We start from the raw sequence: 26,242 nt of genomic DNA, 5'->3' as shown, positions 1-26,242 counted from the left end.
TAATGGTACTCTTTACGTAGGCTCTACGTCAGACATCATTAAACGAACTTGGGAACACAAAAATAAAGTCATTCCTGGTTTCACTGCTCAGTATAACGTACATATGCTGGTCTATTATGAAGCACATGAATTATACGTTGAAGCAGCACGACGTGAAAAACGTTTCAAAAATTGGCCAAGACAATGGAAAATAAATTTAATAGAGAAACTAAACCCTGAATGGCGTGACCTGTATGAAGAAATTTGCCAATGATTTAGATCGAATGGATGCCGCGGACAAGCCGCGGCACGTAGGCGGCAGGTGAATTGTCAACAGACCCTAGTAATTTCACTCACAACGTTAAAAACACACACGTTCTTCACGGAGTGCTCAGCAACTCAAGTGAATAGATTGGCTAAAACAATCTATTCCCCTGAGCATTGTTTACTATACTCTTAGCTAGTTAACATTTGTTCAAACTTTCAAGGACGAAGAACATGTCACCCTTTCTTTCCAAAATAAAATTGCGCTCTACTCTAGTGATGCGCCATATTACCCAATCTACAATAGCTTGCCTTCTTGCTATGACTAAAGGAAACTTGTATGTGCTCTCTTTCCATCATTGGGAAATAGCAATTGGTACAGGATTAGGTACAGGATTAATTAGCTTATTGGCTTCTTATGGGAATTTAGTTAAATTTCAAACTTCACGCTACGGTGTAGCGGCAATTGCTTTCGTGGGTACTTCAATTGCTGATTTTGTAAGCCATGGAGGTATGTCAATAAAAGAAGCATTGATTACTGGTTTAGGGGCTGCTTTACTCTCTTTCTTTGTTTCCTTTACTCCACTGGATAAATATCTAGCAGACTTGCAAGAAAAGCTAGAGGAAGAAAAAAAACACATCCGAGAATAAGCCTTGCAGGAAAAAACCTTCATTCTCTTTCATGCGGGTTTTTTAGATACGGTTTAGGCTGTGGGCGCTAGGTATTGATTTTCCATTGTTTCATCATACGCTTTAGCTAATACTTCGAAAAAAGTAACGCATTGGTTTCGCTTATACGCCATTATTTCGGTTATTGCATCACACTCTAGAGAAACATTCGAATCATTGCCTGAAGAAAGCAATAACTCTTTTAAATCTTCACGATAAAATCCAATTTCACTCGCTAAATGGTTACCATTAAAAATAATATGTAGAGATAAATTTTTCGTTTGGCACTCTTTTATTAAACTCATCAGATCTTCGATAAGCGCCCTTGGCCTAACAAATCCTTTAAGATTGGAGAGATTAAGGACTTTTAAACGAGGAGGTAGGCAAGAAGCCATTTTTGGCAGGTCACCAGCAGAAATGAAACAGCCTTTTAAAGACAATTCTAACAATTGCGTGTTTTTTACTAAACCAGACTTTAATTTAAAAAAATCGCTGGTGTCTGAGTCGGTAAATTTAAAGTCACTAATTGAATGGTTTTTCTCTAACATTAAATTCAGTGCTTTCGCGTCTGCCTCTGAAGAGATATCGAATCGTTTTAAATGGAGAGCCTGTACCGAAGAGTTAGCAGCATTTTTATCTTCATCCAATGCATCATTCGTTAATGCTTGAAAAATAGGGTTTAACACCTTCCAGCCGTGAAACAACATACTATAAGTAATTTTTAGTTGAGTGAGCGTTCTATTCGCCCGTAGCGTCTGAGCGAGAGGGGAAAAAACTTCATTTGGCCCTATTTCAAAACTCAGCGCTTCAATACAACTACCGGATTGTGTTAAAGCGTTGGTGATTAAATCGACAGCTTTTTGGGCAGGCGAACCTTTAAAATCCAATTGGTTAATGTTTGGATTTCCCTCTATCATCGTAAAAATGGCTTCTATAACATCATGCGGGGAACTTAAGTCAATCGATAGAGCAATCTTGCTTTGGCGTTCGTTTACTATCTTCTGAAATGAAGTAAAGCAGCGCTTCTGGCTTTCTGCATCGACATTCCAAAGATCCACTGCTACAGTACCCGGATTAGTGTCGAGTATAAACCGTTCAAGTTGTGCATCAAAGTCCGGAGAATAGATGGTGTTTCGACTTAAAGAAAATTTCACAGGGAGGCAATCCAATAAAAAAGTTGGTAAAAATTATATCATATTATTTTTTTATTGTTCGATTTTGTCTCAACGGAATTTCAAAAAGGGCTTAAAACAGCGGTTTTTCTTCCTCGAAAGGTGAGAAATTTAAAAATCGGTTATTTTAATCACACTCGGCTCTTGTATACTTCTTTGAGAGTTTTAGTTTTACTGTTATTATCCTCCCTTTTTGGATAAGATTTTCTAATTTATGACCGAGCAACAAGCATTTTTAAATCAACTACAAAGCGCTTTAGATGATATTCAAGCGATTGACGTAGTCATTATTGACGTAAGAAAGCAAACTTCTGTTACCGATTATATGATCGTTTGCAGTGGCCGCTCTTCTCGCCATGTTAGAGCAGTTGCTGAATTTGTTGTGGAGCAAATGGAAGCTGCTGGGCTGCCACCTTTAAGTCAAAGTGGCCTTGAAAATGGTGAATGGGTCTTGATTGATTTTGGCGATTTTGTTTTGCATATTATGCAAGCTGAAAGTCGTGCCTTTTACAATTTAGAAGGATTATGGCAGAGCAATCTTACTAGTGAATAATGATGATTAAGATTACGCTCATTGCTTGCGGTAATAAAATGCCCACATGGGTAAATAGTGCTGTTTCTGAATTCACAAAACGTTTGCAAGAATTTGCGCAGTTTAATTTAATTGAAATTCCACTCGCAAAGCGAGGAAAATCAAGTGACTTAACGCGAATTTTAGAAAAAGAAGCCGCCTTAATCGTTCATGCTATTCCTCAAAGCGCACGCGTTATTGCACTGGATATGGGTGGGGAGTCATTCAGCAGCGAAAAATTAGCTTTAAAACTTGAGCAGCTACAACAAATCAAGAGCCATCTCTGTTTTCTTATTGGTGGGCCCGAAGGGCTGCTTACCTCAATATTAGCCAAAGCCGATGAACGGTGGTCTTTATCTCAACTAACCTTACCTCATCCCTTAGTTCGCATTATTCTCTTGGAAACACTTTATAGAGCTTGGTCAATTATACATAATCACCCTTACCACAAATGAACTTTTAAGCTAAGATGTCTACCCTTATCTTATTTGTAGTATTTGCAGAAAATGCGATTTAACAATTCAGTAAAAAATGATCGAGCAGAGTTACGATTACATACCTCTCGATTAAATTTACTTGTGATATTGGTAATCCTGTTATCATTGACACTTATTTTGCGCTTAACTTATTTACAAATCGCTGAGTTTAGACGCTATGAAACACTTTCTTTAAAAAATCAAATGAGTGTCATTCCCATTGCGCCTCCACGAGGCATTATTCTTGATAAAAATGGGGTTGTTCTTGCAGAAAATACACCTGTCTATGTTTTAGAAATTATTCCTGAGCGTGTTAAAGATATAACGAAAACGTTAGAGCAACTGCGAATCCTTCTTCCCTCTATTACTGATGAGGATATCGAAAATTTTAATCGTGCTCGTAAACAGAATCGTTCTTTTGTTCCCATCCCTTTTAAACTCAAACTGACTCAGGAAGAAGTCGCTATTTTTGCCAGTAATCAATATCGATTTTCAGGGGTCAGTATCAAGGCAAGACTAATGCGTTACTACCCTTTTGGGGAAATGATGGCGCACATCTTAGGTTACGTGGGTCGAATCAATGTACAGGAACTGCGTCAAGTGGATCCAACCAATTATCAAGCAACTAATTTTATTGGAAAATCAGGGATTGAGAAATATTATGAGGACATCTTACATGGCGAAATTGGATATCAATTGATCGAAACAGATGTGAGTGGTAGGACCATAAGAGTTCTCAATAAACAAAACCCAATATCTGGTGAAAAACTGTATTTAACGATTGATACAAGACTACAGCAAGTTGCTTACCAGGCCATGAAAGATAAACGTGGTGCCGTCGTGGCGTTGAGTACTCATGACGGAGATATTTTAGCGATGGTAAGTGCTCCAAGTTTTGATCCCAACCTTTTTGTCAATGGAATTAGTGCTGAAGATTATAAACGATTGGCTACTGCCCGAGATCGGCCTCTCTATAATCGAGCAGTTCGAGGTTTATACCCTCCCGCGTCAACGATTAAGCCATTTATGGGCTTAGCAGGTTTGGAAAAAGGTGTCGTCGATACGACTTACAGTATACATGATCCCGGTTGGTTTCGATTGCCCGGTGTGAGCCATCCCTATCGGGACTGGAAAAAAGCGGGACATGGTTTTATTAATTTAAAACGTGCCATTACTGTCTCTTGCGATACCTATTTTTATCATTTGGGTCACAAAATGGGTATTTCAGCCATTGAAGATATGCTAATTCAATTTGGATTTGGTCAATTAACGCATGTTGATTTGCACGAAGAAGCGCCTGGCCTTGTTCCCAACAAACATTGGAAAAGACAAGTGAAAGGCCAACCCTGGTACCCGGGTGATACGGTTATTACTTCAATTGGACAAGGATTTACTTTGGTTTCTCCTCTCCAGCTTGCAAATGCTACTGCTTCATTAAGCCAGAAAGGGAGGCGGTTTAGACCTCATTTCTTACATAAGTCCATTCAAAGCGACAAAGGGGAAGTGCATGAGTACAAGGTGCTTGAAGAATACCCTGTGAAGCTTAAAGATGAAAATTATTGGACTATCATCGCGGAAGCCATGCAATCAGTCATCACGAATAATGAAGGCACGGGTTACCGTTTCGGTAGAAATGCCCCCTATTCCGTTGCTGCCAAAACAGGCACAGCCCAGGTTTTCGGCGGTAAACAATATGAAAAAGTCCGCAAAATTAAATACGAGGATATTCCTGAATACTTAAGAGATCACTCACTCATCATTGCCTTTGCCCCTGTTGAAAATCCTGAAATTGCAGTAGCAGTGATGGTAGAAAATGATTTAGCAGCATCGAATGTGGCACGCAAAGTCATGGATGCTTATTTTGAACTTAAGAAAAGCGAACCAAAGCCATGAAAACAAGTCATACACGCCCCGTTTATAGACTAACGGCTAAGTCTATGCATATTGATTTACCTTTACTGGGTTTACTCATCGCCTTAATTGCGATGGGCATGCTTATTTTATACAGTGCTTCAAACCAAAATTTGAGTATGGTCTTTCGTCAATCAATGCGATTGGTGTTTGCTTTAAGCATCATGATGGTTTTTGCCGCTATTCCCCCTCATAAATATAAGGCGTGGACACCATGGCTCTACGGAATTGGCCTTGCTTTGCTTATTGCTGTGATGTTAATTGGTAAAATTGGTAAGGGTGCCCAACGCTGGTTAGATTTAGGGCTATTTCGTTTTCAACCCTCAGAAATCATGAAATTAGCCATTCCGATGATGGCAGCTTGGTATTTTGATCGCCAACCTTTTCCTATTAGTATAAAATCAATTCTCATCGCTGCATTAATGATCTTTATCCCAGGTGTATTGATTGCAAAGCAACCTGATTTAGGTACAGCAATCATGGTGATCGCTTCAGGCCTATGCGTTATTTTTCTCGCTGGAATAAGAATGCGAATTTTATTAATCATGAGCGTTATTATTGGAGCGAGTATCCCATTGCTTTGGCATGTCATGCACGATTACCAAAAACAACGAATTTATACCTTACTTAACCCAGAACAAGATCCTCTTGGATCTGGTTATCATATTATCCAATCCAAAATTGCTATTGGTTCAGGAGGGGTTTTTGGAAAAGGCTGGCTTGAAGGAAGCCAATCCCATCTTAATTTTTTACCCGAACATGCCACTGATTTCATTTTTGCAGTCAGTGGCGAAGAATTTGGCTTCGTAGGTTCTTGCATTCTCATTGCTTTAGTTGTGCTCATTTCACTGCGAGGCCTTCACATAGCAAGGCATGCTCAAACGAGTTTTACTCGTCTTTTGGCCGCCAGCTTGGCAATGACATTCTTTCTTTCAGCTTTTGTCAATACAGGCATGGTAATGGGTATTTTACCCGTTGTCGGAGTTCCTCTGCCTTTAGTCAGCTATGGTGGAACAGCCATGGTTACTTTCCTCACTGGTTTTGGTGTTTTGATGTCGATAAGTTCCCACCGCATTTTATTCAACAATTTATCATACGGTCGCTAATCTCAGCGCTTATTTTAAATTATTAAACCTTAAAGTAGGTGTTCCGTGAAAATTCTTGTTTTCCCGGATAACTGTTTCATGTCAATTTATACTAATTCGTCTATAGCAAGGCTGCAGCTACCGATGAAAAATTCTTACGGTGAATCGCACAGGGGCCTTTTTCTTTTAAGGCGGTACGATGCATGGGTGTAGCATAGCCTTTATGCAGCGCAAAACCATAACCCGGATAAAGTAAATCCATAGATACCATTTCTTCGTCGCGCAAAACCTTTGCTAAAATTGAAGCAGCACTGATTGCGTTTTCTAAATTATCACCATTCACAATCGCTCGGCATGGCATGGCTATTGCGGGAACGAATAAACCATCGACAATGACTTCATCCGGTTGAATCGTTAAAGCCTCAACAGCCCGTTTCATTGCTAGTAGCGTCGCATGATGAATGTTGAGGCGATCAATTTCCTCCACTTCCGCTCGGCCGTAAGCAAAGCAACGTGCTTCATTTTTTATCTTGTGAACGAGTTCTTTTCGCTTAGCTGCTGTTAATTTTTTCGAATCCATCACACCTTCGATAGGCTTATTTAAAATGACTGCAGCAGTGATAAGTGGTCCTGCTAAAGGGCCTCGTCCTACTTCATCAACTCCGGCAATACACCTTGCCATTGCTTCTCTCCTGAAAATCAACAATCGGCTAATCATAACCATTTAAAATTGATTTATCATTAAGAAAATGAGATCATGCGCGCAAATTATCATCATCGTTGTATTATGAGTATATTAAATTGCGCAGTCATTGGCGTCGGCTACCTCGGACGTTTTCATGCTCAAAAATATAAAATGCTACCCAATGCTAATTTAGTAGCCATTTGTGACATTAATCCAGAAGCTTGTGAAACCGTATCTCGAGAGCTCAATGTTCCTGCTTATTTTGATTATAAGGATCTGTTTGGTAAAGTGGATGCTGTCAGCATTGTCTCTACCACAAATAGACACTATGAAATTGCCAAGGCTTTTTTAGAGCAAGGCATTCATGTGCTCATTGAAAAACCGATCACTGAAACAGTCGATCAGGCAAATGAATTGATTGCTTTAGCAAAGCAGCATCAGGTGAAATTGCAGGTTGGTCATTTAGAGCGATTTAATGCAGCCCGCTTAGCGCTCGATGAATACCTCGAGCGACCATTATTCATTGAGTCACACCGGCTGGCCCCGTTTAATCCGCGAGGAACAGATGTCAATGTCGTTCTCGATCTAATGATTCACGACATCGATTTAATCCAGGCTATCGTTAGCTCTCCCATCGTTAATATTGATGCACAAGGAGCACCGGTTTTATCGAAGTCCATTGATATTGCCAATGCAAGAATTACCTTTGCCAACCATTGCATTGCCAATGTAACAGCCAGTCGTGTAAGTTTTAAAACCGAGCGTAAAACCCGCATATTTCAACCGAACTCCTACATATCCATTGATTATCAGAATAAGCAGTTTGCTGTATTTCAAAAGGGGGAAGGCGAAATGTTTCCAGGTATTCCCGAGATCACGCGGCATCAGTCTGTATTTGAAAAAGGTGACGCATTACTTGCCGAAATTAAAGCCTTCCTAGAATGCATTGAGAACGATACAATACCTTTAGTGACCGGAGAAGAAGGACGAGATGCATTGGCAACAGCAGCAAAAATTACAGCATTAATTGATAATCATTTAAACTATGCCCGAAACTAAACGGCTTGTAATTATAGCTGGCGAAGAATCAGGGGATATTCACGCTGCTTCGCTCGTGCGCCAACTAAGAACTGAACACAAATCGCTTGAAATCAGTGGTATTGGTGGTCGACATATGCAAGAAGCAGGTGTTCATCTTATCAGTGATTTAGCGCGCTTTGGCACTACGGGCCTCACTGAAGTATTGCGTAATCTATTGATTATCAAAAAAGCGTTTGACGCAATTAAAATTCATTTGACTCATAACAAGCCTGACTTGCTCATTTTGGTTGATTTTCCGGGCTTCAATTTGCGCTTGGTTAAGTTCGCTAAACAACTTGGCATTCGTATCTTATATTATATAAGTCCCCAAATTTGGGCTTGGAAAGCAAATCGTATTGAAATTATTCGCGCTTATGTGGACAGAATGGCTGTTATTCTCCCCTTTGAGAAAGCAATTTATCAGCGAGCAAATATTCCTGTCTCTTTTGTTGGACATCCACTTGTTGAAAAAATACCTGCTTGCGATGACATACTCTTTGCTAGAGAAAATTTCGGCCTACCCACAAATAAGCGCTTGATAGCCATGCTACCAGGAAGTAGGCGTAATGAAATTGAAAGGCATATGCCAGTGCTCTTAGCAACGGCTGAAATGCTGAACGAAAAAACGCCTAATCTTCATTTTGTTATTCCAATTGCGGGTACTCTCGACCCATCCCTTGTTAAAAATTATTTCTCTAAATCCAAAGTAAGCATTTCATTCATACTCGGTAGAGCAAGTGAGGTTGTTGCCTGTAGCGACTGTGCTGTTGTGGCTTCAGGAACTGCCTCTCTTGAATGCGCGCTACTTGAAAAACCCATGTGTATTATTTACAAAGGCTCATTGCTTAGTTTTATTGCTGCAATGAAAGTGATTAAAGTGAAATACTTAGGTTTATGCAATCTCTTGCAAAATGAAATGATTGTGCCGGAATTATTACAATACGATTGTAATGTGAAAGAATTAACACGTTCTTTGTTGGAGTTATTAACCGATCAAGGAACGATTGAGCGCATGCAAAAACGTCTTAGGCAGCTAAAATTATCACTTTCTGCTGGCCAGGCAGATTGTACCATTGCAGAATTGGTCATTTCTGAGTTGAAGTATGCTGAAGAAATGAACTCCTGTGCAGGAAACACCGCATCTGTTTAAGAATTCCTTAAGATTTCCTTAAGAATAGTAGATTATCAATTAACCTTCATGTACAATTAATTTTGCTTTCATCTAAAAATGGAAGTATTGGGATAGATTGATTTAACTAAAATAAGGAAGTTATGATGAATGTCATTGAAACACAATTAGCTACTCAGACCACAAAACAAGATCAAGGGCTTCAAGATTTGGTTTACGGTTTGGTAACACGATTTCTTGCTGACAATAAAGGCAAAGCCATCGATGATCTCTATGACATGATTCTTTCTGAAGTTGAGCCGCCCCTTTTACAAGCCGTTATGGAAAAGAAACGAGGTAATCAGCTACAAGCAGCCAGACTGCTTGGGATTAGCCGCGGTACAATCAGGAAAAAATTACAACGCTATTTCGGTACGAAATATTTTCGTTTAACCGACGATGAATAACCCTCTTTTATAAATCACTCCTAATCAGAGCTAACGCATTAGCAAAATGAGGTACAGAGTGAGTTTATAAAGCTTTAAAAGGCCCTTATAAGGGCCTTTATTATTTCTACTATTTAAATGTAGCTCCAACAAGTTGATCTTTAAGAAGGTTGGGCTTTAGCCCAACCTGCATCGTTAAAAGTAATTTCTTACTTTGAGATTAAGCGATAACGCTTATTTTTTAAGCTTCAAGGAGTAATTTGTTTACGCGGTTAACGAAATCGGCAGGGTTATCCAATTGCCCGCCTTCAGCGAGTACCGCTTGCTCGAAGAGCATTGTTACCCATTCGGCAAAAAGACTCTCATCGGTGATATCATGCAAACGTTTGATCAAAGCATGCTCGGGATTAAGCTCAAAAATAGGTTTACTTTGAGGCACTTTTTGACCAGCTGCTTGTAAGATACGCTGCATCTCCATTCCCATATCTCCTTCATCAGCGATAATACATGCTGGAGAGATTGTTAATCGATGAGTAAATTGCACTTCTTTTACTCTATCACCTAATACCTCTTTAATCTGTTTCAGCATAGGCGTTAATGTCTTTTCTTCTTCTTTTACCTTTTCATTTTCCTCAGGCTCTAGATCAAATTTTCCTTTGCTTATAGATTGTAATTTTTTCCCATCAAACTCACTCAAATACCCTACTAACCATTCGTCAACTCGGTCGCTAAGAAGTAATACTTCGATTCCCTTTTGTCTAAAAATTTCCAGATGTGGACTGTTTTTGGCTGCGTTATAGCTAGACGCTGTGATGTAGTAGATTTTGTCTTGATTTTCTTTCATACGCGCAACATAGTCTGTCAGTTTTACCGTTTGTTTTTCAGAATCACTCATTGTGGTGGCAAAACGTAACAATTTAGCGATTGCTTCTTTATTGGCGTAATCCTCAATCGGACCTTCTTTGAGTACTAAACCGAATTCATCCCAAAATCGTTGGTAAGCCTCCGGATCTTGGGTGCTTAATTTTTCAAGCATGGATAAAACACGCTTAGTACTAGCGGATTTAATCGAATCAACAAGTTTATTTTCTTGTAAAATTTCACGAGAGACATTTAAAGGTAAATCATTGGCATCAATAATTCCTTTTACGAAGCGTAAATAGCGAGGTAAAAATTGAGCCGCCTCATCCATGATAAACACACGCTTAACATAAAGTTTTAAGCCATGCTTCGTTTCTTGCTGCCACAAATCGAAAGGTGCATGAGTGGGAATATAAAGTAAACAAATATAATCTTGCTTACCTTCAACATGATTGTGTGACCAGATGAGTGGATCTTGATAATCGTGTGAAATGTGTTTATACAATTCTTTATATTCCTCATCGGAAATTTCTGCTTTCGGTAATGTCCATAATGCAGTGGCTTTGTTTACAGTTTCGTACTCGTCTGATTCTTTACCACTGTCATCCATTTTTTTCATTACAATGGGCCAGCAAATGTGATCAGAATATTTAGTAATAATTTGTCGTAATCGCCAATCGCTTAAAAACTCATCAAAATCGTCTTTGAGATGCAAAATAACTTCCGTACCCCTATCAACTTTCTTTTCTTGAGCAATGGTAAACTCACCTTCCCCTTTGGACTCCCAAACAATGCCTTCTTCAGGTTTTAACCCTGCACGGCGGCTTTTGAGAGTGACTTTGTCTGCTACAATAAATGAAGAATAAAAACCCACACCAAATTGACCAATTAAGTGAGAGTCTTTCGCCGTTTCTCCTGTTAAGTGACTTAAGAATTCTTTAGTACCTGATTTAGCAATAGTACCTAAATTCTCAACAGCTTCCTCCCAACTTAAACCAATCCCATTATCTTTCACCGTGATTGTTTTTAATTTTTCATTAAATTCCACAGTAATACGAAGGTCAGGATCATTCTCATATAAAGAAGCATCAGCAAGTGCTAAGAACCGAAGTTTATCCACAGCATCAGAAGCATTCGAAATTAGCTCTCTTAAGAATATTTCCTTGTTGGAATAAAGCGAATGAACAACAAGATGGAGCATTTGTTTAACTTCAGTTTGAAATCCCATAGTTTGCTGCTTTGCCGCCATTTATAAATCTCCCCTACTCAAATTAGCGTTTAATAAATTAGTTTATGTAGCCAGTTAGCCCCTTTAAGGCAACCGATTTCTACTTTGATAAAAAAGCTATATGCGGGCTGAATGGATAAATTTCAAGAGCTTTTTGAAGATGAACGATAATTTTAACATAGATAATCAGGTTGACATTTTGTCACTATCACGCTTTTATTTAAAAAATTCTCGCCCAGTCAGTGCGATTTGCTCGATATTTCGGCTGACGTTTTTAGCAATGATGCTCAAAGGCAAATCATTATCGTCTTTGCCAAAAGGTTCTTCTAATTCTTCAGATAATATTTCTAAGCCTAATAAGATATAAACAATCATGATCATCATCGGGATGATTAAAAAACCAAAAGTATCAACCCATCCGAACGGGAACATTAATGCATAAAAGAGTAAGGCCTGTTTAACGAAAAAAGCGAATGCTGGAGGTACGTGGGTGTTGGCAATTCGTTCACAACCACCTACCATATCGATAATATTGGCCAAATGATTATCTAAAGCTAAATATTGTTCGAAGCGAAGCTTTTCTTCGTTACGTAATTGATTCAGTATAAAATACATTCTCTGAACCACTAAAAGCACAGGATGCTGAGTACTATACTCTTCAATGCCAAGGGACCTTAATTCCGATTCAATTTCCCTAGTGTCTTTGCGTAAATTTGCCTTAATAATAATCGGCAGTTTTTTTAGTAATTCATAAAAATTCGGATTCGCATCAAGCCCAGCGAAGATCTCGAATTTTAAACCTAAATTCCGGCAATTATTAACAATAGCCCCCCAAAGAATTCGTCCTTCCCACCAACGCGAATAACTGGTGTTCACTCTAAAACTAATGATAATGGCTAAGATAAAGCTAAAAATGAGATGAAATTGACCAAGATTATAGCGTGTAGCGTGTTGAAAAAAATGGGCAATTAATATCGCATAGATCGTTAGAATAACGATAATTGGCAGCAGCTTACGAAAAACTTTTTCTCTGTAGAATAAAAATAAATGAGGTACCCATGTTAAAAGATTATGGGATCTTAACTTCATAGATTCTCCAAACACTGAGCAACGAGAGTAAATAGCCTATCCATAAGGGTATCGATTTATACAGTGTTCTGCAAATTAATCCTTAATGCCTAAGTCCGTTTTACTAAGCTTTTTAAAATTAAATAGGACTAAGCAACCTAATTGAGGACTTGGCTTAAGTTACAAATTATTTTTTACTGAGGAATGTTGTATCGCTTACGGGCGAAATTCGGATGAGACTTCATTTTCCTGATGTGGTTCTTCTGGTTTTTGACCTTTTGCTTTCACTTCCATTTCAGTATCAATAGGTCCTAAATTAGACTCAAGACTTCTTCTAATTTCGCTTGGCGTGTCATTAGGATCCACAACAAGTTCAGTGTTTCCCAAAATTTTTTCTTCTACGCTGACTGGATCAAGCACCTGCTGAGCCGATTCACTTTGCTTACGGAACGCATTAAGTTGATTACGAAAAAAGACAGTATGAGAGATAGTCATAATAAAATATAAATACAATTTGGTTAATTATAAGTCTATATTAAGCTAAAATGCAACTCCAGGAGCACTCTTTTCAAGTTCTTCCGCTAATGGGTGATCAATTAGATGATTAATTTGTTCAATATATCCAACCATCGCTTGTGCTGTCGTGCTATAAGCAGAACCTTTAAATCGGGTGGACGAACCTTGGACGACTGAAAACACATTACGGCTTAAGTAACCGTCTCTTACAGTCTCTAAAGCGGATTTAATTTCTGCTTCGGTCGGAGCTGTTCTTAGACAAGCAATAGCTACCTGAATTAAAGTCACATTTTCCGCAAGTTGAAAGGGTTTTGCTTTGGCTTCAACAAGCGTATGTATTGCATTCTTTCTAATGAGATCAAGCTGTAATCCATCAAAGAACTGAGCATGCTCTTTTTGAGCAGGGCTTTGCCGAAGTCTTTCAACGAGATCGTGCTTAAGCAATGGATTAGCATTCATGTGATTGGCAAGCTCTTCAAGTTCTGTGCTAAAGATATCTTTTACTTTTTGATAAAGACAGGCTTTATGCGCTTCATTCAATGTAACCATCTCACCACCATTAAGTTCGGTTTGATGCAGAATGAGTGTATCAAGGTTTTTCACTAATTTATCAATATGTTCTTGCTGCTCCTCAAATGGAAGTTTTTGCTCGATAGCAAAATTTATTCCTTTTATCTCTGTTAATATACTGCTTAACAGAGTATCTTCTTCTGCCCTGAAACGAACGACCCATTCTTTGAGTTGCTTAATTTTATCTTGCTCATTTTTGTCAACGAGAGCTTCCATAAACAGTGAAACATTTTTTTCAATGTCATCAAGAGGCGCTTCTAGCAAATACCTGAGAATGTCACAATTCATTGATTTTCTTTTTCTTCCTTCTAAAATTTCCTCAATCCTTTGTTTTGTTGTAGTTTTTGCTTGTTCTTGTAACAATGCTTTTTTATCGGGTGGCAGCTTAAAATCCAGCGTGGAAAAACCAGAGGGAAGCGGAAGATCGATACGATTTTTTGAAATATCTTCCATAAGTGCTTGTTTTAATTCTTCATTACTTGTAGCCACATCGATTTTGCCACAAGCTAAATATTTTATAAAATTCTGTATGGTTGTAAAAAATCCGGTTACTGTAGTCAAAAACCCCTGCGCTGTCTTTTGTGGATTAAGTTCGAACGCGATCGTTTCGTCGGTTTTTTCTTGTTGCCTTCTTAATAAAGGCACATCTTTCTTTTGTTTTGTCAGAGGCCTTACAGGCAAATTGTCTAATACACCACCATCAATGTATCTTTTACCATTATATTCAACGGCCTGAAATACGATTGGGTAAGAAGCAGAAATTCTCGCAGCAATATCAATTGGCATTTGTGGGGTCGTTTCATCTGAAAACAGCTCCAATTCGCCAGTATCAATATTTGTTCCTGTGATCATTAAGTGTTTGACTCGATTGCCCAACACGTTATTTAGATAGGAAAGATCAATGAATTTGACCGAGTTAATATTGATTTGTTGGATATGATCATACCGAGTAAGAAGCTCTTTTGTAAACTCAAAGTTTGAATGAGCATAACGATAAAAAAAATCGTGTTTCGACAGCAGATGAGATAAAACTGTTTTTAATTTAGCATCACGATCTTTACCTGTGTATGCCCTAAAACTCTTGAGTTCGCTTAAAACTGTTCTTATTTCATTTATTTCATCAAGCTTGTTCTCCTTTTTCTTCGCTAAATCCTCCTTATCATGAAGTAATAATTCCCAGGCAGAGATAGAGTGTTCGATGCTTTCTATTCGTGACTCAAGATCTTTCTCAATTTTAGTCAACGAATACATAATGCCTTCATCTAAAATGGATTTAGCCCATTCAATTTGTTCAGGTAAATAGGTTCTTATGATTCTTTTAATATCATTTAGGAGAGCTTCCCCCTTACAAATTCCTCGTTTTGTGAACAAACCCGTGAGGTGGTAATCTTTGTATTTGTTAAAATCAGTTTTATTAACTTCGATTTTAATTTGTTCTGGTGTCATACCAATGGCCACCATAAGCGCTGTTAAAGCCCCTGCTGACGAACCAGCAATAGTATCAATCTTATCCAAAATATTGGCTTCTTTTAACGCTTCGACTGCGCCAGGATAGACAACACCTTTGGCTCCTCCACCACGCAAAGCAATTTTACGAATTGGCTTGGATGACAAGGGAAACTCAAAAGAAATTTGTAGTAATTCCGCGATTGACCGAGTCATAATTATTTTATCAAATAGATCAAAACATATTCACCATGGTTAAATTATAGTGATATATGATGAAGGAATTATTAAGGGAATAAGATTTTTAAAGAGGTAGTACAAAATAGAATCCCCTTGTTTAAAGGACAAGCTAACTGAAGTCGACTACATCGCGAACTATCCTCTGCGCTGACTAGCGCAGAGGTAAGATACTGTCTAATCGAAATTGAATTTAGAGGCTATAATACAATTCAAACTCGAACGGGTGAGGAAGGGTTCTCAGCATTTGTATTTCTTCTTCTTTTAACTCAATGTAACTTTGCAGAAAATCTTTACTAAACACATCCCCTTGTAATAAAAACTCATGATTTTCTTTCAAATGCTGCATGGCTTGCTCTAAAGAGTTACAAACCGTTGGCACATCAACAAGTTCTTCGGGCGGTAAATCGTATAAATCTTTATCCATAGGCTGACCCGGATGGATTTTCTTTTGAATGCCATCAAGTCCAGCCATCATCATTGCAGAAAATGCAAGATAAGGATTAGCCATGGGATCAGGAAAACGCACTTCAATTCGACGTCCTTTGGGATTACTTGTATGAGGAATACGAATTGCTGCTGATCGGTTACGTGCTGAGTAAGCCAATAATACCGGCGCTTCAAAACCAGGCACTAATCGCTTATAGCTATTGGTTGCAGGATTAGTGAAGGCATTTAATGCACGGGCATGCTTGATAATGCCGCCTATATAATAAAGTGCTGTTTCAGATAATCCAGCATATTGATCACCGGTAAATAAATTGACACCATCTTTCATTAAAGATTGATGACAATGCATGCCGTTACCATTATCTCCGACTAAGGGCTTAGGCATAAACGTCGCTGTTTTACCGTAATTGTGGGCAACATTGTGAACAACGTATTTTAGAATTTGCAATTCATCTGCTTTTTTAGTGAGTTCATTAAAACGAGTAGCGACTTCGCACTGATTTGCTGTAGCCACTTCGTGGTGATGCGCTTCAACTGAGATTCCCATGGATTCCAAAGTGAGGCAGATTGCCGAACGAATATCTTGAGAGGAATCAACGGGAGGCACAGGAAAGTAACCGCCCTTCACACTTGGCCTGTGGCCGATATTTCCCCCTTCCATCATCTTCCCTAAATTCCAGTGTCCTTCAGCAGAATCTAATTCGTAAAAAGCACGGCGCATTCCAATTTCCGAACGCACATCGTCAAAAATGAAAAACTCTGGCTCCGGTCCAAATAATGCTTTATCGGCAATACCTGTCGATTTCATATAAGCTTCAGCACGCTGGGCAATTGAGCGAGGATCACGGTCATATCCCAGCATGGTCTGTGGATCAACAACATTACAACGTATAATCAAGGAATTATCTTGGTAGAAGGGATCAAGGATTACTGTATCCAAATCCGGAATGAGCGCTAAGTCCGATTTATGTATTTTTTGCCAGCCTTTAATTGATGAACCATCGAACATTTTTCCGTTTTCAATCATATCATCATCAAGCGCGGATACTGGAATAGTGATGTGTTGTTCTTTTCCTTTTGTATCAGTAAAACGAAGATCGATGAACTTAATGTCCTCTTTTTTTATGGTTTCATGTAATGCTGCTGCGTTGCTCATAATGCTCTCCAAGATTACCGACTAACTTCACTTATTTAGCCTTATAGATTAAACTAATTCCCATTAAAACTGAAAGTAATTCTTATGGGCGCCTATCATTATCAAGCGCTAAATAAATCTGGCTCTACCAAAAAAGGGGTTATTGAAGCTGACTCCGAACGTCAAGCCCGGCAACTCCTACGTGAACAAGGTCTTGTTCCCACACAGATTCGTGCTTTAGCGAAGCAACAGCAATCACGTAATAAAGGCAAAATACCCGCGCAAGATCTTGCATTATTAACCCGTCAATTAGCCACATTGCTTGCAGCAGGGATTCCTGTTGAAGAATCACTACGCGGAGTGAGTGAGCAAACCGAAAAAGATAAAGTCCGTGGACTTATTATCGGAGTTCGTGCAAAAGTTTTAGAGGGCTATGGTTTAGCGCAAGCAATGGGTGAGTTTCCTAATGCCTTCCCAGAACTGTATCGTGCCACAGTGGGTGCGGGTGAGCAGACGGGCCGCTTGGATATGGTATTGGAGAAACTGGCTGATTATACAGAAAATCAACAACAAACACGGCAAAAAGTTCAACAAGCCTTGATTTATCCTTTATTAATGATCACCGTTTCAACTGGAATTATTAGCTTTCTTTTAGCCTTTGTGGTACCTAAAATCATTGAAGTTTTTAGCAATAGCGGTCAAGAATTACCTAACATGACGAAAGTACTCATTCATCTTAGCAACCTCATTAAGTCATACGGTTTACTCGCTCTTTTAGCCTTTATCATCTCACTTGTGGCTTTTAAAAAGAGTCTCTCTAATCTAAAAATACGCACTGCTTGGCATGCACTCTTACTTAAACTACCTGTATCGTCTTATTTGGTAAGATCGGTTAATGTAGCCCGCTATATCCATACATTTGGTATTTTGTTTGCTGCTGGAGTAAGTGTCCTTGAAACGATGCGTGTTTCAGCGAGTTTAGTCACTAATCTAGTCATGAGAAATGCCTTTGATCAAGCGGCAGTTCGCGTACGCGAAGGGGGTTCAATTAGCCAATCTTTGAAAGACACAGGCTTCTTAAGCCCAATGGCAACTCACTTAATTGCCAGTGGAGAAAAAAGCGGCCAAATTGCATCCATGATGGAAAAAGCAGCATCGCATTTAGATAACGAAGTAAAACGACTAATTGATACTGCCCTCACCCTTTTGGAGCCTCTCATTATTCTATTTATGGGAGCTGTGGTTTTATTTATAGTGCTTGCAACCCTTTTACCTGTTTTTTCAATGGACCAATTAGTTGGTTGAGCAGTGTGCACGAAAAGGCGAAAACTCACATTTCTTCCTCTACGTCTCGTGAGCAAGCCGCGGGACGTAGGAATAAGAAGTATTACGCGCAGGCGACCAATTGATCGCCTAATAGGTTATAAGGTGGGTGATGAATTTAAAGTACTTTCATCTTCTTTCACTTCGCTCACTCCCAGCTTCTCAAACTCCTTCATGAAGCTATCCAGGCTCTTGCGTGTGGCTTCTTCGACATAAGTACTCAGCAATTCTCTAGCTCTCGCATGTTCTTCTTCCATAAGCTCAACAACAAGGCCATTTTTTTCTGTGAGTTGTTCGCAAAGTCGCTTTATATACACCTCATCATTAAACACCCCTTTCGCCATTAAACCTACATAAGTTTCGATTGTGCGCATATGACTCTCAACATCGGCCTGAGCAGCTTTTATTTTGTCTCTTATCTCTGCGTTGAACAACTCCCCGAGTAGGTTTTGTGTCTTTTCTTTCTGATGCTCGATCCTTTTTTTAAGTTCGTCAGGACAATCTTTAGGGAAATGAATAGCTTCGCAAATGAGCGACACCGTTTCTTTAGCATGCTCCATTGGATAAGGCTTTTTAGTATTACGAAAGTCTTTTAATGAGGCATAATTTGCTTTCATGGTAGCGAAAAAGCTTGCAGGATTTTTCATAACATCTCCATTAATGTAAATCGACTTTAATTTTATGTGATTAAAAAACCGCTTATTGTACTTATTTTAAACTAAAAAGCAATTATATTAACCGTAACTTTTAAGTGCACTCTAATGGGTACAAGAGAAAACGGGTATTCAAAACACCAGTAAAATCAGGTCTTATCAGGGATTGATAATACATGTCTTTAGAAAATTGGCCGCTACTTTCTTCATTATGCTAGAGCGGCTAAGATTGTATGCTTAATTTTAAAGCTTGGATTGGCATTCTAGTTTTGATTGATAAGTGGAGACAGCAATTTTGCCCACTCTTGGTAACCGGCATAATTTAAATGTACCCCATCGGGTGTGTATTTTTCGTTTAATCCATTCGCACCGGATAGTTTTTCATTGACATCGACAAAAGTGATTCCCTTAGTCTGGCAAAAATCTTTCAACTTTGTGTTTAAAATATCGACTTTTTGATTAATGACCTGAGGTTGCAGATAAATCTGATTCGCATTGCATTTAATAGTAGAAGAAACAATCACTTTGATGTTTGCGTTTTGTAATATCTCTATGATTTTTTTATAATTATTGAACACTTGCTCGGGATCAGCTCCCCTGCCGAAATCATTAATACCGAACATTAAAAACGCTTTTTTGGGATTTACCGCGAGAATACCATCCATCCTTTGCAAAATAAGAGAAGACGTGTCGCCACTCACTCCCCGATTGGCAATATCTGATTTCGCTAGCAAATTTTGCCAAGGCCAAGCTGCTGTAATGGAATCCCCCACTAAAACATTGGTGACGCTTTGGTTTTGAGTGGCATTTGCAGTTGGGACACTTGCGGCCGAAGCAAGATTAAAAAGGGAAACGAGAAAGAAAGTTAAAAGGATGCATTTAATTTGCTTCATGATTTATTTCTCCATTTATACCTTGTATCGGCAGTTTTAAGGTATAATTTAGCGACAAATTTTAATAAAAACCAGCAATTCTACTCGCTGAAGGAACAACCAACTGTTTTTCAATTCGTTATAGTAGAATAAGCTGGACTCTTTTTCCTGCTTGGAGTTTGAAATGAATAGACAAAGTGGTTTTTCTTTAATCGAGATCATGGTTGTTGTTGTGATACTTGGTATCCTTGCTTCAATCGTTGTTCCTAAAATTATCAACCGCCCTGATGAAGCGCGAGTGGTAAAAGCCAAACAAGATGTATTAGCGATTCAAAATGCCCTGGATTTGTATAAACTCGATAATGGCATGTACCCTACGACTGACCAGGGGTTAATCGCCTTAGTTGAAAAGCCTACTTCAAATCCTACACCTCGCGATTGGAAACAGTACCTTAAATCGTTACCGAAAGATCCATGGGGACATGATTATTTATACCTTAATCCTGGCGAACATGCGGATGTGGACGTATTTACTTATGGCGCCTCAGGTCAGCCCGGAGGCAGTGGAATCAATGCGCAAATAGGCAATTGGGATGCCCGCTGAACGTGGGTTTACACTGATCGAAATTTTAGTGGTGGTGGTTATCATTAGCATCACCCTTGGTTTTGCCATGCTCGCTTTTGGTGATTTCGGTGCCAGTCGACGCGCTATAGTTACCGCAGAACAATTTGCAGCTTATATTAAATTGGTGCAACAACAAGCAATCCTTGAAACAAACACGCTGGGTATTAACTTATCTAAGGAGGGTTATGACACGTATCGTTTTGAGGAGAGCACCTGGAAATTATTACCTGCAAAAGGCATTTTTCACCCGCGCAGTTTTCCAGAGAATGTTATTGTCACCATTAAACAAAATAATGCTACAACCAAGTTGAAAAATCCTGATATCGTTATTACTCCATCAGGAGATATGACTGAGTTCATTGCTGATTTTGGCACAGCAAAAAATCTCAATGTAGTAACCTTATTCGGCAAAAACGACGGCCAAATTGTCATTCAACAACCCAAGCTATCATGACAAACTCAATTAGAAAACGAAAACAACAGGGATTTACTTTAATCGAAGTTTTGCTTGCTTTGTCAGTCATCGCCATAGCCTTAACTGCTCTGTTTAAAGCAACAGCTCAAAATGTCTCACATACCCAGCGTATTAAAGAAAAGGCAATTAGTCATTGGGTGGCCATGCAAGGTGTATCCATGATTCAATTAGGGTTGTTGCAATTGGGAAATCAAGAAATCACCCAAGTTACCTCTATGTTAGGGCAACGTTGGTATTGGCGAGCAAGAACTGACTCAACCCCAATTAAATCCGTTCATCAAATTACTATCACTGTCAGCAGAAATCAGGCGGGACCATTTCAAGATCCTCTTGTTGCCTTTTGGTATAGACCATGAAAAATAGAGGCTTTACTCTCATTGAAATTTTAGTCGCGCTTGCGGTTTTTGCCATCCTTGCCACAATGACTTCTTCGGCTATGTACTATGCATTTAATACAAGAGCCCGTGTCAATGAGCAGGCAGAGCAATTAAATGCGCTACAACTTGCGCTAATGCTTATTGAACGCGATACTCAGCAAATTATTCAACGTGAGGTGCACAGAGGAAGTGAGATGCATCGCTATCCACCGTTCGTGGGCGAATCGCACTATGTTGAATTCACACGCAGTGGTATAGTGAATCCAAATAGCGAAGAGAAACGCAGCGTCCTTCAGCGCATCGCCTATTTTTGCCGAAACAACCAGTTTGTACGTCGAAGCTGGATAAGTCTTGATCCAGTTGACAGAAAAGCCTATCGAGATAAGGTATTAATTGAGAATCTCACCCGTTGTCAATTTGCCTATTTAAATGCAAATTTACACGTTTTACCAGAATGGCAAGCTAATGCTCTCCAAGAAAATCAGCGGGCTGAACCCTTTCCAAAAGCGATTCGTATGGATTTAACTTTAAAAAATTGGGGTACTTTAAGTCGACTTTTCATTATCCCCGAGGCGCTCTATGCAGAAAAATAATAAGCTTCTTACGCACACTTTATCGGTAAAGAAACACGCTGCAGCAGAGTTTCGAGGGAAATCGAATGGTAGCGCGTTAATTTCTGCACTTTTTATAATGACCTTAGTTGCCATCGCTGCCACAGCGATGAGCACCCGTCTACAGCTTGATATTTACCGTACGCGGCTTACTATTATGAGTGATAAACTTTATCTTGCCTCACAAGCAGTGTCTTTTTGGGCCATGAGCGAGTTAACTCACTCCAAAAATCAGTTCACCATAAGCGATGAGTTTGGTAAAGTACTTGATTTTCCAAAGCAATTTAAATCCATTTATCCTGATATTTTGCTCAAAGGAGAGCTATATGATTTACAATCCCGGTTTAATTTAAATAATATTTCTGAGCAAAAATACCAACTCCCTTTTCTTCACCTTCTCAAGCAAATCACCCCTTTAAATCAGCAACAACGCGAAGAGTTACGCTTAATACTGAACAATTGGCTCACTCCTTATCAGCCAGGCCAAGATAATGAAATTTCACTTTATTATATGAAGCAGAAACCACCTTATTATCCGGCTCAACAACTCATGCGAAGTGTTTCTGAGTTTCGGCTACTAAAAGGGATTAGTGCCAAACTCTACAGGCGTTTATTGAATCAAATGACAGTACTTCCTGAATCAACCCCTATAAACATCAATACTGCTTCCCGACCTGTTTTAACAACTTTAGGTTATGGGCTAACCACGACTCAGGTGAATGAATTAATTAAGGCTCGAGGCAAAAAAGGAATTACCAATTTAAAACAAATTACTCCTATACTCAAAAAACTCAATATCCGCGATGAGCAAATTACTCTAGCGAGTCAATATTTTATGAGCATTGCTCGGGTCTCATCTGCAGATTTAAATTTGACAGTCTATTCAGTTTTTAAACGCAATAAAGATAAGAAAGGACAGGTGAGCGTTAGTGTGATCAGTGAGAGTTTTAATACTTTTGGCTGATGGTTTTTGGCTCATACATTGTTGCATAATTCACTAAGTTTCTTACTAAACAAAAATGTGCTTCAGGATGTCAATAGAGTAATTTCATTTACTCATCATCCTCTTCATCGGGTTCAGTTGTGGGTAATTTAGCACTGAGCTCTTTAAATAATAAATCACCACGCGTTTTATCGTCAGGGGACAAAGTCGGCTCTAATTCAGCCAGTTCTTTTGCTGCTTGCTGATTTTTGTTTGTCGCTGCCAATTTTAGCCAAGCATAAGCTTTAGGAAGATCCTTAGACACACCCAGCCCGGCCATGTATAAATAACCTAGTTTTCCTTGAGCGATTGAGTTGCCTTTCTCAGCCGCTTTTCCGAACCAATAAGCAGCTTGTTCGTAATCTTTATCGACACCTGTGCCTGTGAGTAAGAGCTGCCCCAATTCTGCTTGTGCATGAGAGTTCCCTTGTTCTGCTGAAGCCTGAAACCAGTATGCGGCTTTTTTAGGATCAGCCTTTACTCCCAAACCATTTAGATATTGATAAGCCAAATAAGCTTGGGCATTTTTGTGTCCCTGGTTGGCAGCACTGGAAAACCAGTAAGTAGCCGCACTTTGATCGGGAGCAATCCCATATTTTCCAGTGTACAAAAGACCAAGGCTATATTGTCCTTTCGCATCTCCCTGCTCTGCTGCTTGTTGATACCAATAAAACGCTTTATCGACATCCTTTTGAGTACCCACACCCGTCATGTACAAGTAAGCAAGATTCACTTGCGCTCTGGCATAGCCTTGCTCAGCTGATTTTTTAAACCATTCAAATGCTTTTGCATCATTTGCTTCCACTCCATCGCCAACCGCGTACATCAAACCAATATTACGTTGCGCAATGGAATTTCCTTGTAAAGCTGCTTTCATATACCATGAAAAAGCTTGTTTTAAATCTCGGTTTACTCCCAATCCATTGTCATAAAGAAAGCCTAAGCTTAACTGAGCCAGTGCATTATTTTGCTCTGCAGATTTTTTATACCATTCACTTGCTTTGGTTTCGTCTTTATTAACACCGTAACCGTATTGGTACATTCGCCCCAATAGATACATTGCCTCGTTATTTCCTTCACCTGCAGCCTGAACCAAATGAGGATAAGCGGTGGTGTAATCACCGTTATCGTATGCAGTAAAACCAATGATGACGTCAGCAAATGCCGAATTAATATAAAGACAAGCAGCGAGAAAGAGTAGTCGCATGCCTACCCTCCAAATAATTCCCTTACTACAAAGAGTAGAATATTAGAAGAACAAAGCAAATTATTATTCCTGTTTAGTGATCGAGGACACCGATTCCCTCAAGTCATCACGGTGATTCTAATCCTAAACAGAGAAAAGGGGCTGATGACTTGAAGAAGTAAACGATTGAGTCTCCCTTGGCATCTGAAAAAGATGGTATCGAGAGGTGGAGGCTTGATCGAGTGTGCTATTTAGATCATTTATTGCTAGCTCAAGCAAGATGAGTTGCTCTTGGATTTTCTGAAACACCCTTAAATTTCGCCTAAAATAATTGATTACATCGACACAAGTTGTTTTAAAAATCTGATAGTTACTTTCTGTTTTATTTTCCAAATAAAGACCTGCAGAAATTTCCACTACGGCTACAATGATTTCAATCATTCTTGCGGAAAACGCATAGTAGCCATTTACTGAAGCTTTGCAATAAAGTATTTTGTTTAATTCATTGAGCTTATTTAATTGCATTTTAAAATTATCTTCATTTTTATTTGGCGTTGTTATCTTTTGCGTTTCAACACAATGAATTTCACGGAGAGCTGTTTTTTTAGTTTGGCTTGAAATCATCCTCTGCTCTATTTCTAATTCATTGGTTATCATTTCAAATTCAACCAATAATGCTTTCCACTTGCTTCCTAAAAGACCAATTCCAACGCTTTTTGCTTCGGTAATTATTGTTATAATATTATTGGTAAATTGTTTAAGTGAACCAGGCGTATTTTTATAAAGAAGATAAGCGCTATATTGATCATTTAATATTAAGACGAATCGCTCTAATTTTTCAAGATAAAAAGAGGCGTTTTCATTGGGGTAAAATATCATAGCATTTTTAAATTCCGCGACTCTTGTCTCTACCGTATTGAGTAAATTAAAAAATTTTCTTTCTTTATCTGTTTCACCTTTTTTCCTTCGGTTTTGATAAGTTAATCCAAGTCCAATTAGGGCAAATTCAAGTCTTTGTAAATGCAATTTTCCTTTCGGATCCTTTTCTATTTCTGCACGAGCTTTCTGAATTGCCTCCTTACATTGAATACACAATAATCGGAAGTCAATTGCATTTTTATTTTGCAAATAGTTGCCTATCAAATCGCTGAGCATTACTATCAATCGGTCTCGCGCTTTGCAACTCAGCTCATTATCAAATTCAGCATTCTCTAACGCTTCGAATTGCATTAAAAAATGGATTTCATCCTTTAATAGCGGCGCAGTTTCCTCCCTATAGCAGATGTGGAATAATCCCAATTTCATTAGAGAGAAATATAATCTATTAAGAACCCATTTTATTCGTGAATCATGCATAAAACACATTGCAATATTATTAATGTCGGCTAAGCAAACTCTTTTAAGATCATGATAACTCTGCGAGGTTCGATGAAGAAAATGCATCTGGCTCACTAGGGTAAGCTTAGTGATGAATTCTTTAGTTTGCTGAACAACCTTATTGTCTTCAGTTTCTATTTCATCAATTAAATCAGCTAACAGAATAAGAAGATGACTAAAATCTAATTCTGGTCTTGTTAACTTAGTTTGAGCGTCTAAACTCGCATGAGTTTTGTTGTAAAGTCTCAATAGGAATTGATCAAATTTAGAATTAATCCCTAAAACCATGGCTGCTTTTTCGAAAAATTCGCGAAGCGAAGAGGGAGTCATCTTTCTTAAAAGAGCCGAAACTCGTTTGAAATTAACCTTAAGATTAAATTTCAAGTCAGCTAAAACCCTTCGCTCCACGCGATTAATTTTAGTGACATAATTTCCATGGAAACCCAGGGCTTCAATTATTTTTTTATTGGCAAGCAACGGAATAAAATGGCGATTCCATACTTCTGTACTGTCTTTTTCCTTTTTTGCATAGATGACAGTTAGCCCCAGCAAATAGCGAGAAAAAGTCCGCAAAGAAATTGTATCCGGCCGCTTTTCACCAAATTTTTTAAAGAGTTTTGAAACAATGCCTAAAATAAGCTCTAGATGAGGCTCTCCTCTAAACCGAGTCGATTTAAACATCAGCCCATCAAAAGCTTCAAAAAAGAGCAGAAGGAATTCTTGCGCGCCTTGTTTCTCTTTTGTAGTAATCTTTGTTAATAACGGGCTAATGATTTCTGCATACCACATGACTTTTACTCAAAG

Annotated in this window: 26 protein-coding genes; 15 read left to right on the top strand and 11 right to left on the bottom strand. The window is 38.8% G+C overall.

What is annotated here, in order from left to right:
• The coding region (locus B5D33_RS05830; protein ID WP_078767354.1) for a GIY-YIG nuclease family protein at window positions 1-253 on the top strand (253 nt) is incomplete at its 5' end.
• Window positions 254-477: 224 nt separating this feature from the next.
• Window positions 478-894, top strand: coding sequence for a hypothetical protein (locus tag B5D33_RS05825; protein ID WP_058451270.1), 417 nt, complete (start codon window positions 478-480; stop codon window positions 892-894).
• 53 nt (window positions 895-947) lie between these two features.
• Here the strand turns inward: B5D33_RS05825 and B5D33_RS05820 are convergent, their stop codons facing one another.
• On the bottom strand, window positions 948-2,066 hold the full coding sequence (locus tag B5D33_RS05820) for a leucine-rich repeat domain-containing protein (RefSeq protein ID WP_058451271.1): 1,119 nt from the start codon (window positions 2,064-2,066) through the stop codon (window positions 948-950).
• Between the two features lie 232 nt (window positions 2,067-2,298).
• On the opposite strand from B5D33_RS05820, the gene rsfS reads away from it, so the two are divergent.
• From rsfS to rodA, 4 genes are read left to right on the top strand one after another with little or no spacing between them, the layout of a single operon-like run.
• Window positions 2,299-2,637: a ribosome silencing factor gene (gene rsfS / locus B5D33_RS05815; protein ID WP_058451272.1), complete on the top strand. Its 339-nt coding sequence runs from the start codon at window positions 2,299-2,301 to the stop codon at window positions 2,635-2,637.
• Window positions 2,638-2,639: 2 nt separating this feature from the next.
• Complete coding sequence (rlmH, locus tag B5D33_RS05810; protein WP_058451332.1) at window positions 2,640-3,110, top strand: 23S rRNA (pseudouridine(1915)-N(3))-methyltransferase RlmH; 471 nt, start codon at window positions 2,640-2,642, stop codon at window positions 3,108-3,110.
• Between the two features lie 51 nt (window positions 3,111-3,161).
• Window positions 3,162-5,024: a penicillin-binding protein 2 gene (mrdA, locus tag B5D33_RS05805; protein WP_058451273.1), complete on the top strand. Its 1,863-nt coding sequence runs from the start codon at window positions 3,162-3,164 to the stop codon at window positions 5,022-5,024.
• A complete protein-coding gene (gene rodA, locus B5D33_RS05800) occupies window positions 5,021-6,148 on the top strand; it encodes a rod shape-determining protein RodA (protein ID WP_058451274.1) in 1,128 nt (375 codons plus the stop codon). Before mrdA ends, rodA begins: the two co-directional genes overlap by 4 nt.
• Before the next feature lie 100 nt (window positions 6,149-6,248).
• On the opposite strand, the gene rnhB is transcribed toward rodA, so the two are convergent.
• Complete coding sequence (gene rnhB, locus B5D33_RS05795; protein ID WP_058451275.1) at window positions 6,249-6,809, bottom strand: ribonuclease HII; 561 nt, start codon at window positions 6,807-6,809, stop codon at window positions 6,249-6,251.
• A gap of 105 nt (window positions 6,810-6,914) precedes the next feature.
• Between rnhB and B5D33_RS05790 the strand changes: the two genes are divergently transcribed.
• From B5D33_RS05790 to B5D33_RS05780, 3 genes are all read left to right on the top strand, one after another.
• Entirely contained in the window at window positions 6,915-7,871 is a 957-nt protein-coding gene (locus tag B5D33_RS05790) for a Gfo/Idh/MocA family protein (RefSeq protein WP_058451333.1), read from the top strand.
• Window positions 7,858-9,042 carry a lipid-A-disaccharide synthase gene (gene lpxB / locus B5D33_RS05785; RefSeq protein WP_058451276.1) on the top strand — a complete coding sequence of 395 codons (1,185 nt, stop codon included), beginning with the start codon at window positions 7,858-7,860 and terminating at the stop codon, window positions 9,040-9,042. Before B5D33_RS05790 ends, lpxB begins: the two co-directional genes overlap by 14 nt.
• Window positions 9,043-9,167: 125 nt before the next feature.
• Window positions 9,168-9,467, top strand: a complete 300-nt coding sequence (locus B5D33_RS05780) for a helix-turn-helix domain-containing protein (RefSeq protein ID WP_058451277.1) — start codon at window positions 9,168-9,170, stop codon at window positions 9,465-9,467.
• Between the two features lie 220 nt (window positions 9,468-9,687).
• Here B5D33_RS05780 and htpG read toward each other — a convergent pair whose 3' ends face one another.
• From htpG to glnA, 5 genes are all read right to left on the bottom strand, one after another.
• Window positions 9,688-11,556, bottom strand: a complete 1,869-nt coding sequence (htpG, locus tag B5D33_RS05775) for a molecular chaperone HtpG (RefSeq protein WP_058451278.1) — start codon at window positions 11,554-11,556, stop codon at window positions 9,688-9,690.
• A gap of 195 nt (window positions 11,557-11,751) precedes the next feature.
• The gene (locus tag B5D33_RS05770) at window positions 11,752-12,624 is read right to left on the bottom strand and encodes a bestrophin family protein (RefSeq protein WP_058451279.1); all 873 of its coding nucleotides are present in this window, start codon (window positions 12,622-12,624) and stop codon (window positions 11,752-11,754) included.
• A gap of 195 nt (window positions 12,625-12,819) precedes the next feature.
• The gene (locus B5D33_RS05765; RefSeq protein WP_058451280.1) at window positions 12,820-13,098 is read right to left on the bottom strand and encodes a hypothetical protein; all 279 of its coding nucleotides are present in this window, start codon (window positions 13,096-13,098) and stop codon (window positions 12,820-12,822) included.
• Between the two features lie 45 nt (window positions 13,099-13,143).
• A complete protein-coding gene (locus tag B5D33_RS05760; protein ID WP_058451281.1) occupies window positions 13,144-15,351 on the bottom strand; it encodes a patatin-like phospholipase family protein in 2,208 nt (735 codons plus the stop codon).
• 214 nt (window positions 15,352-15,565) lie between these two features.
• Window positions 15,566-16,978 (bottom strand): type I glutamate--ammonia ligase, encoded by a 1,413-nt coding sequence (gene glnA, locus B5D33_RS05755; RefSeq protein ID WP_058451282.1) that lies wholly within the window; start codon window positions 16,976-16,978, stop codon window positions 15,566-15,568.
• Between the two features lie 84 nt (window positions 16,979-17,062).
• Here glnA and lspF point away from each other — a divergent pair, with 84 nt between their 5' ends.
• Window positions 17,063-18,262 carry a GspF family T2SS innner membrane protein variant LspF gene (gene lspF, locus B5D33_RS05750; RefSeq protein WP_058451283.1) on the top strand — a complete coding sequence of 400 codons (1,200 nt, stop codon included), beginning with the start codon at window positions 17,063-17,065 and terminating at the stop codon, window positions 18,260-18,262.
• Between the two features lie 116 nt (window positions 18,263-18,378).
• Here the strand turns inward: lspF and B5D33_RS05745 are convergent, their stop codons facing one another.
• Both B5D33_RS05745 and B5D33_RS05740 read right to left on the bottom strand, forming a co-directional pair.
• Window positions 18,379-18,927, bottom strand: a complete 549-nt coding sequence (locus B5D33_RS05745; protein ID WP_058451284.1) for a hypothetical protein — start codon at window positions 18,925-18,927, stop codon at window positions 18,379-18,381.
• Window positions 18,928-19,196: 269 nt separating this feature from the next.
• Entirely contained in the window at window positions 19,197-19,826 is a 630-nt protein-coding gene (locus tag B5D33_RS05740; protein ID WP_058451285.1) for a GDSL-type esterase/lipase family protein, read from the bottom strand.
• Window positions 19,827-19,989: 163 nt separating this feature from the next.
• On the opposite strand from B5D33_RS05740, the gene lspG reads away from it, so the two are divergent.
• From lspG to gspK, 5 genes are read left to right on the top strand one after another with little or no spacing between them, the layout of a single operon-like run.
• Window positions 19,990-20,409 (top strand): GspG family T2SS major pseudopilin variant LspG, encoded by a 420-nt coding sequence (gene lspG / locus B5D33_RS05735; protein ID WP_058451286.1) that lies wholly within the window; start codon window positions 19,990-19,992, stop codon window positions 20,407-20,409.
• Window positions 20,399-20,884 carry a type II secretion system minor pseudopilin GspH gene (gspH, locus tag B5D33_RS05730; protein WP_058451287.1) on the top strand — a complete coding sequence of 162 codons (486 nt, stop codon included), beginning with the start codon at window positions 20,399-20,401 and terminating at the stop codon, window positions 20,882-20,884. Before lspG ends, gspH begins: the two co-directional genes overlap by 11 nt.
• On the top strand, window positions 20,881-21,261 hold the full coding sequence (gene lspI, locus B5D33_RS05725; protein WP_058451288.1) for a GspI family T2SS minor pseudopilin variant LspI: 381 nt from the start codon (window positions 20,881-20,883) through the stop codon (window positions 21,259-21,261). Before gspH ends, lspI begins: the two co-directional genes overlap by 4 nt.
• Entirely contained in the window at window positions 21,258-21,875 is a 618-nt protein-coding gene (gene lspJ / locus B5D33_RS05720; protein ID WP_058451289.1) for a GspJ family T2SS minor pseudopilin variant LspJ, read from the top strand. The genes lspI and lspJ overlap by 4 nt, the downstream gene beginning before the upstream one ends.
• Window positions 21,862-22,857: a type II secretion system minor pseudopilin GspK gene (gene gspK / locus B5D33_RS05715; RefSeq protein WP_078767353.1), complete on the top strand. Its 996-nt coding sequence runs from the start codon at window positions 21,862-21,864 to the stop codon at window positions 22,855-22,857. The genes lspJ and gspK overlap by 14 nt, the downstream gene beginning before the upstream one ends.
• Window positions 22,858-22,945: 88 nt before the next feature.
• Here gspK and B5D33_RS05710 read toward each other — a convergent pair whose 3' ends face one another.
• Both B5D33_RS05710 and B5D33_RS05705 read right to left on the bottom strand, forming a co-directional pair.
• Window positions 22,946-24,082: a tetratricopeptide repeat protein gene (locus B5D33_RS05710; protein WP_058451290.1), complete on the bottom strand. Its 1,137-nt coding sequence runs from the start codon at window positions 24,080-24,082 to the stop codon at window positions 22,946-22,948.
• A gap of 123 nt (window positions 24,083-24,205) precedes the next feature.
• Window positions 24,206-26,227, bottom strand: a complete 2,022-nt coding sequence (locus B5D33_RS05705; RefSeq protein ID WP_058451291.1) for a hypothetical protein — start codon at window positions 26,225-26,227, stop codon at window positions 24,206-24,208.
• Window positions 26,228-26,242 lie beyond the last annotated feature (15 nt).

Source organism: Legionella maceachernii, assembly GCF_900167045.1.
GTDB classification, from domain to species: domain Bacteria; phylum Pseudomonadota; class Gammaproteobacteria; order Legionellales; family Legionellaceae; genus Tatlockia; species Tatlockia maceachernii.
The sequence above is the reverse complement of the archived record's forward strand: the minus strand, read 5'-3'. Positions and strand labels throughout refer to the sequence as shown.

What these genes read in the sequence shown, in the direction of transcription:
- B5D33_RS05825 (WP_058451270.1), top strand. Translation starts at nt 478, where the DNA reads ATGTCACCCTTTCTTTCCAAAATAAAATTGCGCTCTACTCTAGTGATG.
- rsfS (WP_058451272.1), top strand. Translation starts at nt 2,299, where the DNA reads ATGACCGAGCAACAAGCATTTTTAAATCAACTACAAAGCGCTTTAGAT.
- rlmH (WP_058451332.1), top strand. Translation starts at nt 2,640, where the DNA reads ATGATTAAGATTACGCTCATTGCTTGCGGTAATAAAATGCCCACATGG.
- mrdA (WP_058451273.1), top strand. Translation starts at nt 3,162, where the DNA reads ATGCGATTTAACAATTCAGTAAAAAATGATCGAGCAGAGTTACGATTA.
- rodA (WP_058451274.1), top strand. Translation starts at nt 5,021, where the DNA reads ATGAAAACAAGTCATACACGCCCCGTTTATAGACTAACGGCTAAGTCT.
- rnhB (WP_058451275.1), bottom strand. Translation starts at nt 6,809, where the DNA reads ATGGCAAGGTGTATTGCCGGAGTTGATGAAGTAGGACGAGGCCCTTTA.
- B5D33_RS05790 (WP_058451333.1), top strand. Translation starts at nt 6,915, where the DNA reads ATGAGTATATTAAATTGCGCAGTCATTGGCGTCGGCTACCTCGGACGT.
- lpxB (WP_058451276.1), top strand. Translation starts at nt 7,858, where the DNA reads ATGCCCGAAACTAAACGGCTTGTAATTATAGCTGGCGAAGAATCAGGG.
- B5D33_RS05780 (WP_058451277.1), top strand. Translation starts at nt 9,168, where the DNA reads ATGAATGTCATTGAAACACAATTAGCTACTCAGACCACAAAACAAGAT.
- htpG (WP_058451278.1), bottom strand. Translation starts at nt 11,556, where the DNA reads ATGGCGGCAAAGCAGCAAACTATGGGATTTCAAACTGAAGTTAAACAA.
- B5D33_RS05770 (WP_058451279.1), bottom strand. Translation starts at nt 12,624, where the DNA reads ATGAAGTTAAGATCCCATAATCTTTTAACATGGGTACCTCATTTATTT.
- B5D33_RS05765 (WP_058451280.1), bottom strand. Translation starts at nt 13,098, where the DNA reads ATGACTATCTCTCATACTGTCTTTTTTCGTAATCAACTTAATGCGTTC.
- B5D33_RS05760 (WP_058451281.1), bottom strand. Translation starts at nt 15,351, where the DNA reads ATGACTCGGTCAATCGCGGAATTACTACAAATTTCTTTTGAGTTTCCC.
- glnA (WP_058451282.1), bottom strand. Translation starts at nt 16,978, where the DNA reads ATGAGCAACGCAGCAGCATTACATGAAACCATAAAAAAAGAGGACATT.
- lspF (WP_058451283.1), top strand. Translation starts at nt 17,063, where the DNA reads ATGGGCGCCTATCATTATCAAGCGCTAAATAAATCTGGCTCTACCAAA.
- B5D33_RS05745 (WP_058451284.1), bottom strand. Translation starts at nt 18,927, where the DNA reads ATGAAAAATCCTGCAAGCTTTTTCGCTACCATGAAAGCAAATTATGCC.
- B5D33_RS05740 (WP_058451285.1), bottom strand. Translation starts at nt 19,826, where the DNA reads ATGAAGCAAATTAAATGCATCCTTTTAACTTTCTTTCTCGTTTCCCTT.
- lspG (WP_058451286.1), top strand. Translation starts at nt 19,990, where the DNA reads ATGAATAGACAAAGTGGTTTTTCTTTAATCGAGATCATGGTTGTTGTT.
- gspH (WP_058451287.1), top strand. Translation starts at nt 20,399, where the DNA reads ATGCCCGCTGAACGTGGGTTTACACTGATCGAAATTTTAGTGGTGGTG.
- lspI (WP_058451288.1), top strand. Translation starts at nt 20,881, where the DNA reads ATGACAAACTCAATTAGAAAACGAAAACAACAGGGATTTACTTTAATC.
- lspJ (WP_058451289.1), top strand. Translation starts at nt 21,258, where the DNA reads ATGAAAAATAGAGGCTTTACTCTCATTGAAATTTTAGTCGCGCTTGCG.
- gspK (WP_078767353.1), top strand. Translation starts at nt 21,862, where the DNA reads ATGCAGAAAAATAATAAGCTTCTTACGCACACTTTATCGGTAAAGAAA.
- B5D33_RS05710 (WP_058451290.1), bottom strand. Translation starts at nt 24,082, where the DNA reads ATGCGACTACTCTTTCTCGCTGCTTGTCTTTATATTAATTCGGCATTT.
- B5D33_RS05705 (WP_058451291.1), bottom strand. Translation starts at nt 26,227, where the DNA reads ATGTGGTATGCAGAAATCATTAGCCCGTTATTAACAAAGATTACTACA.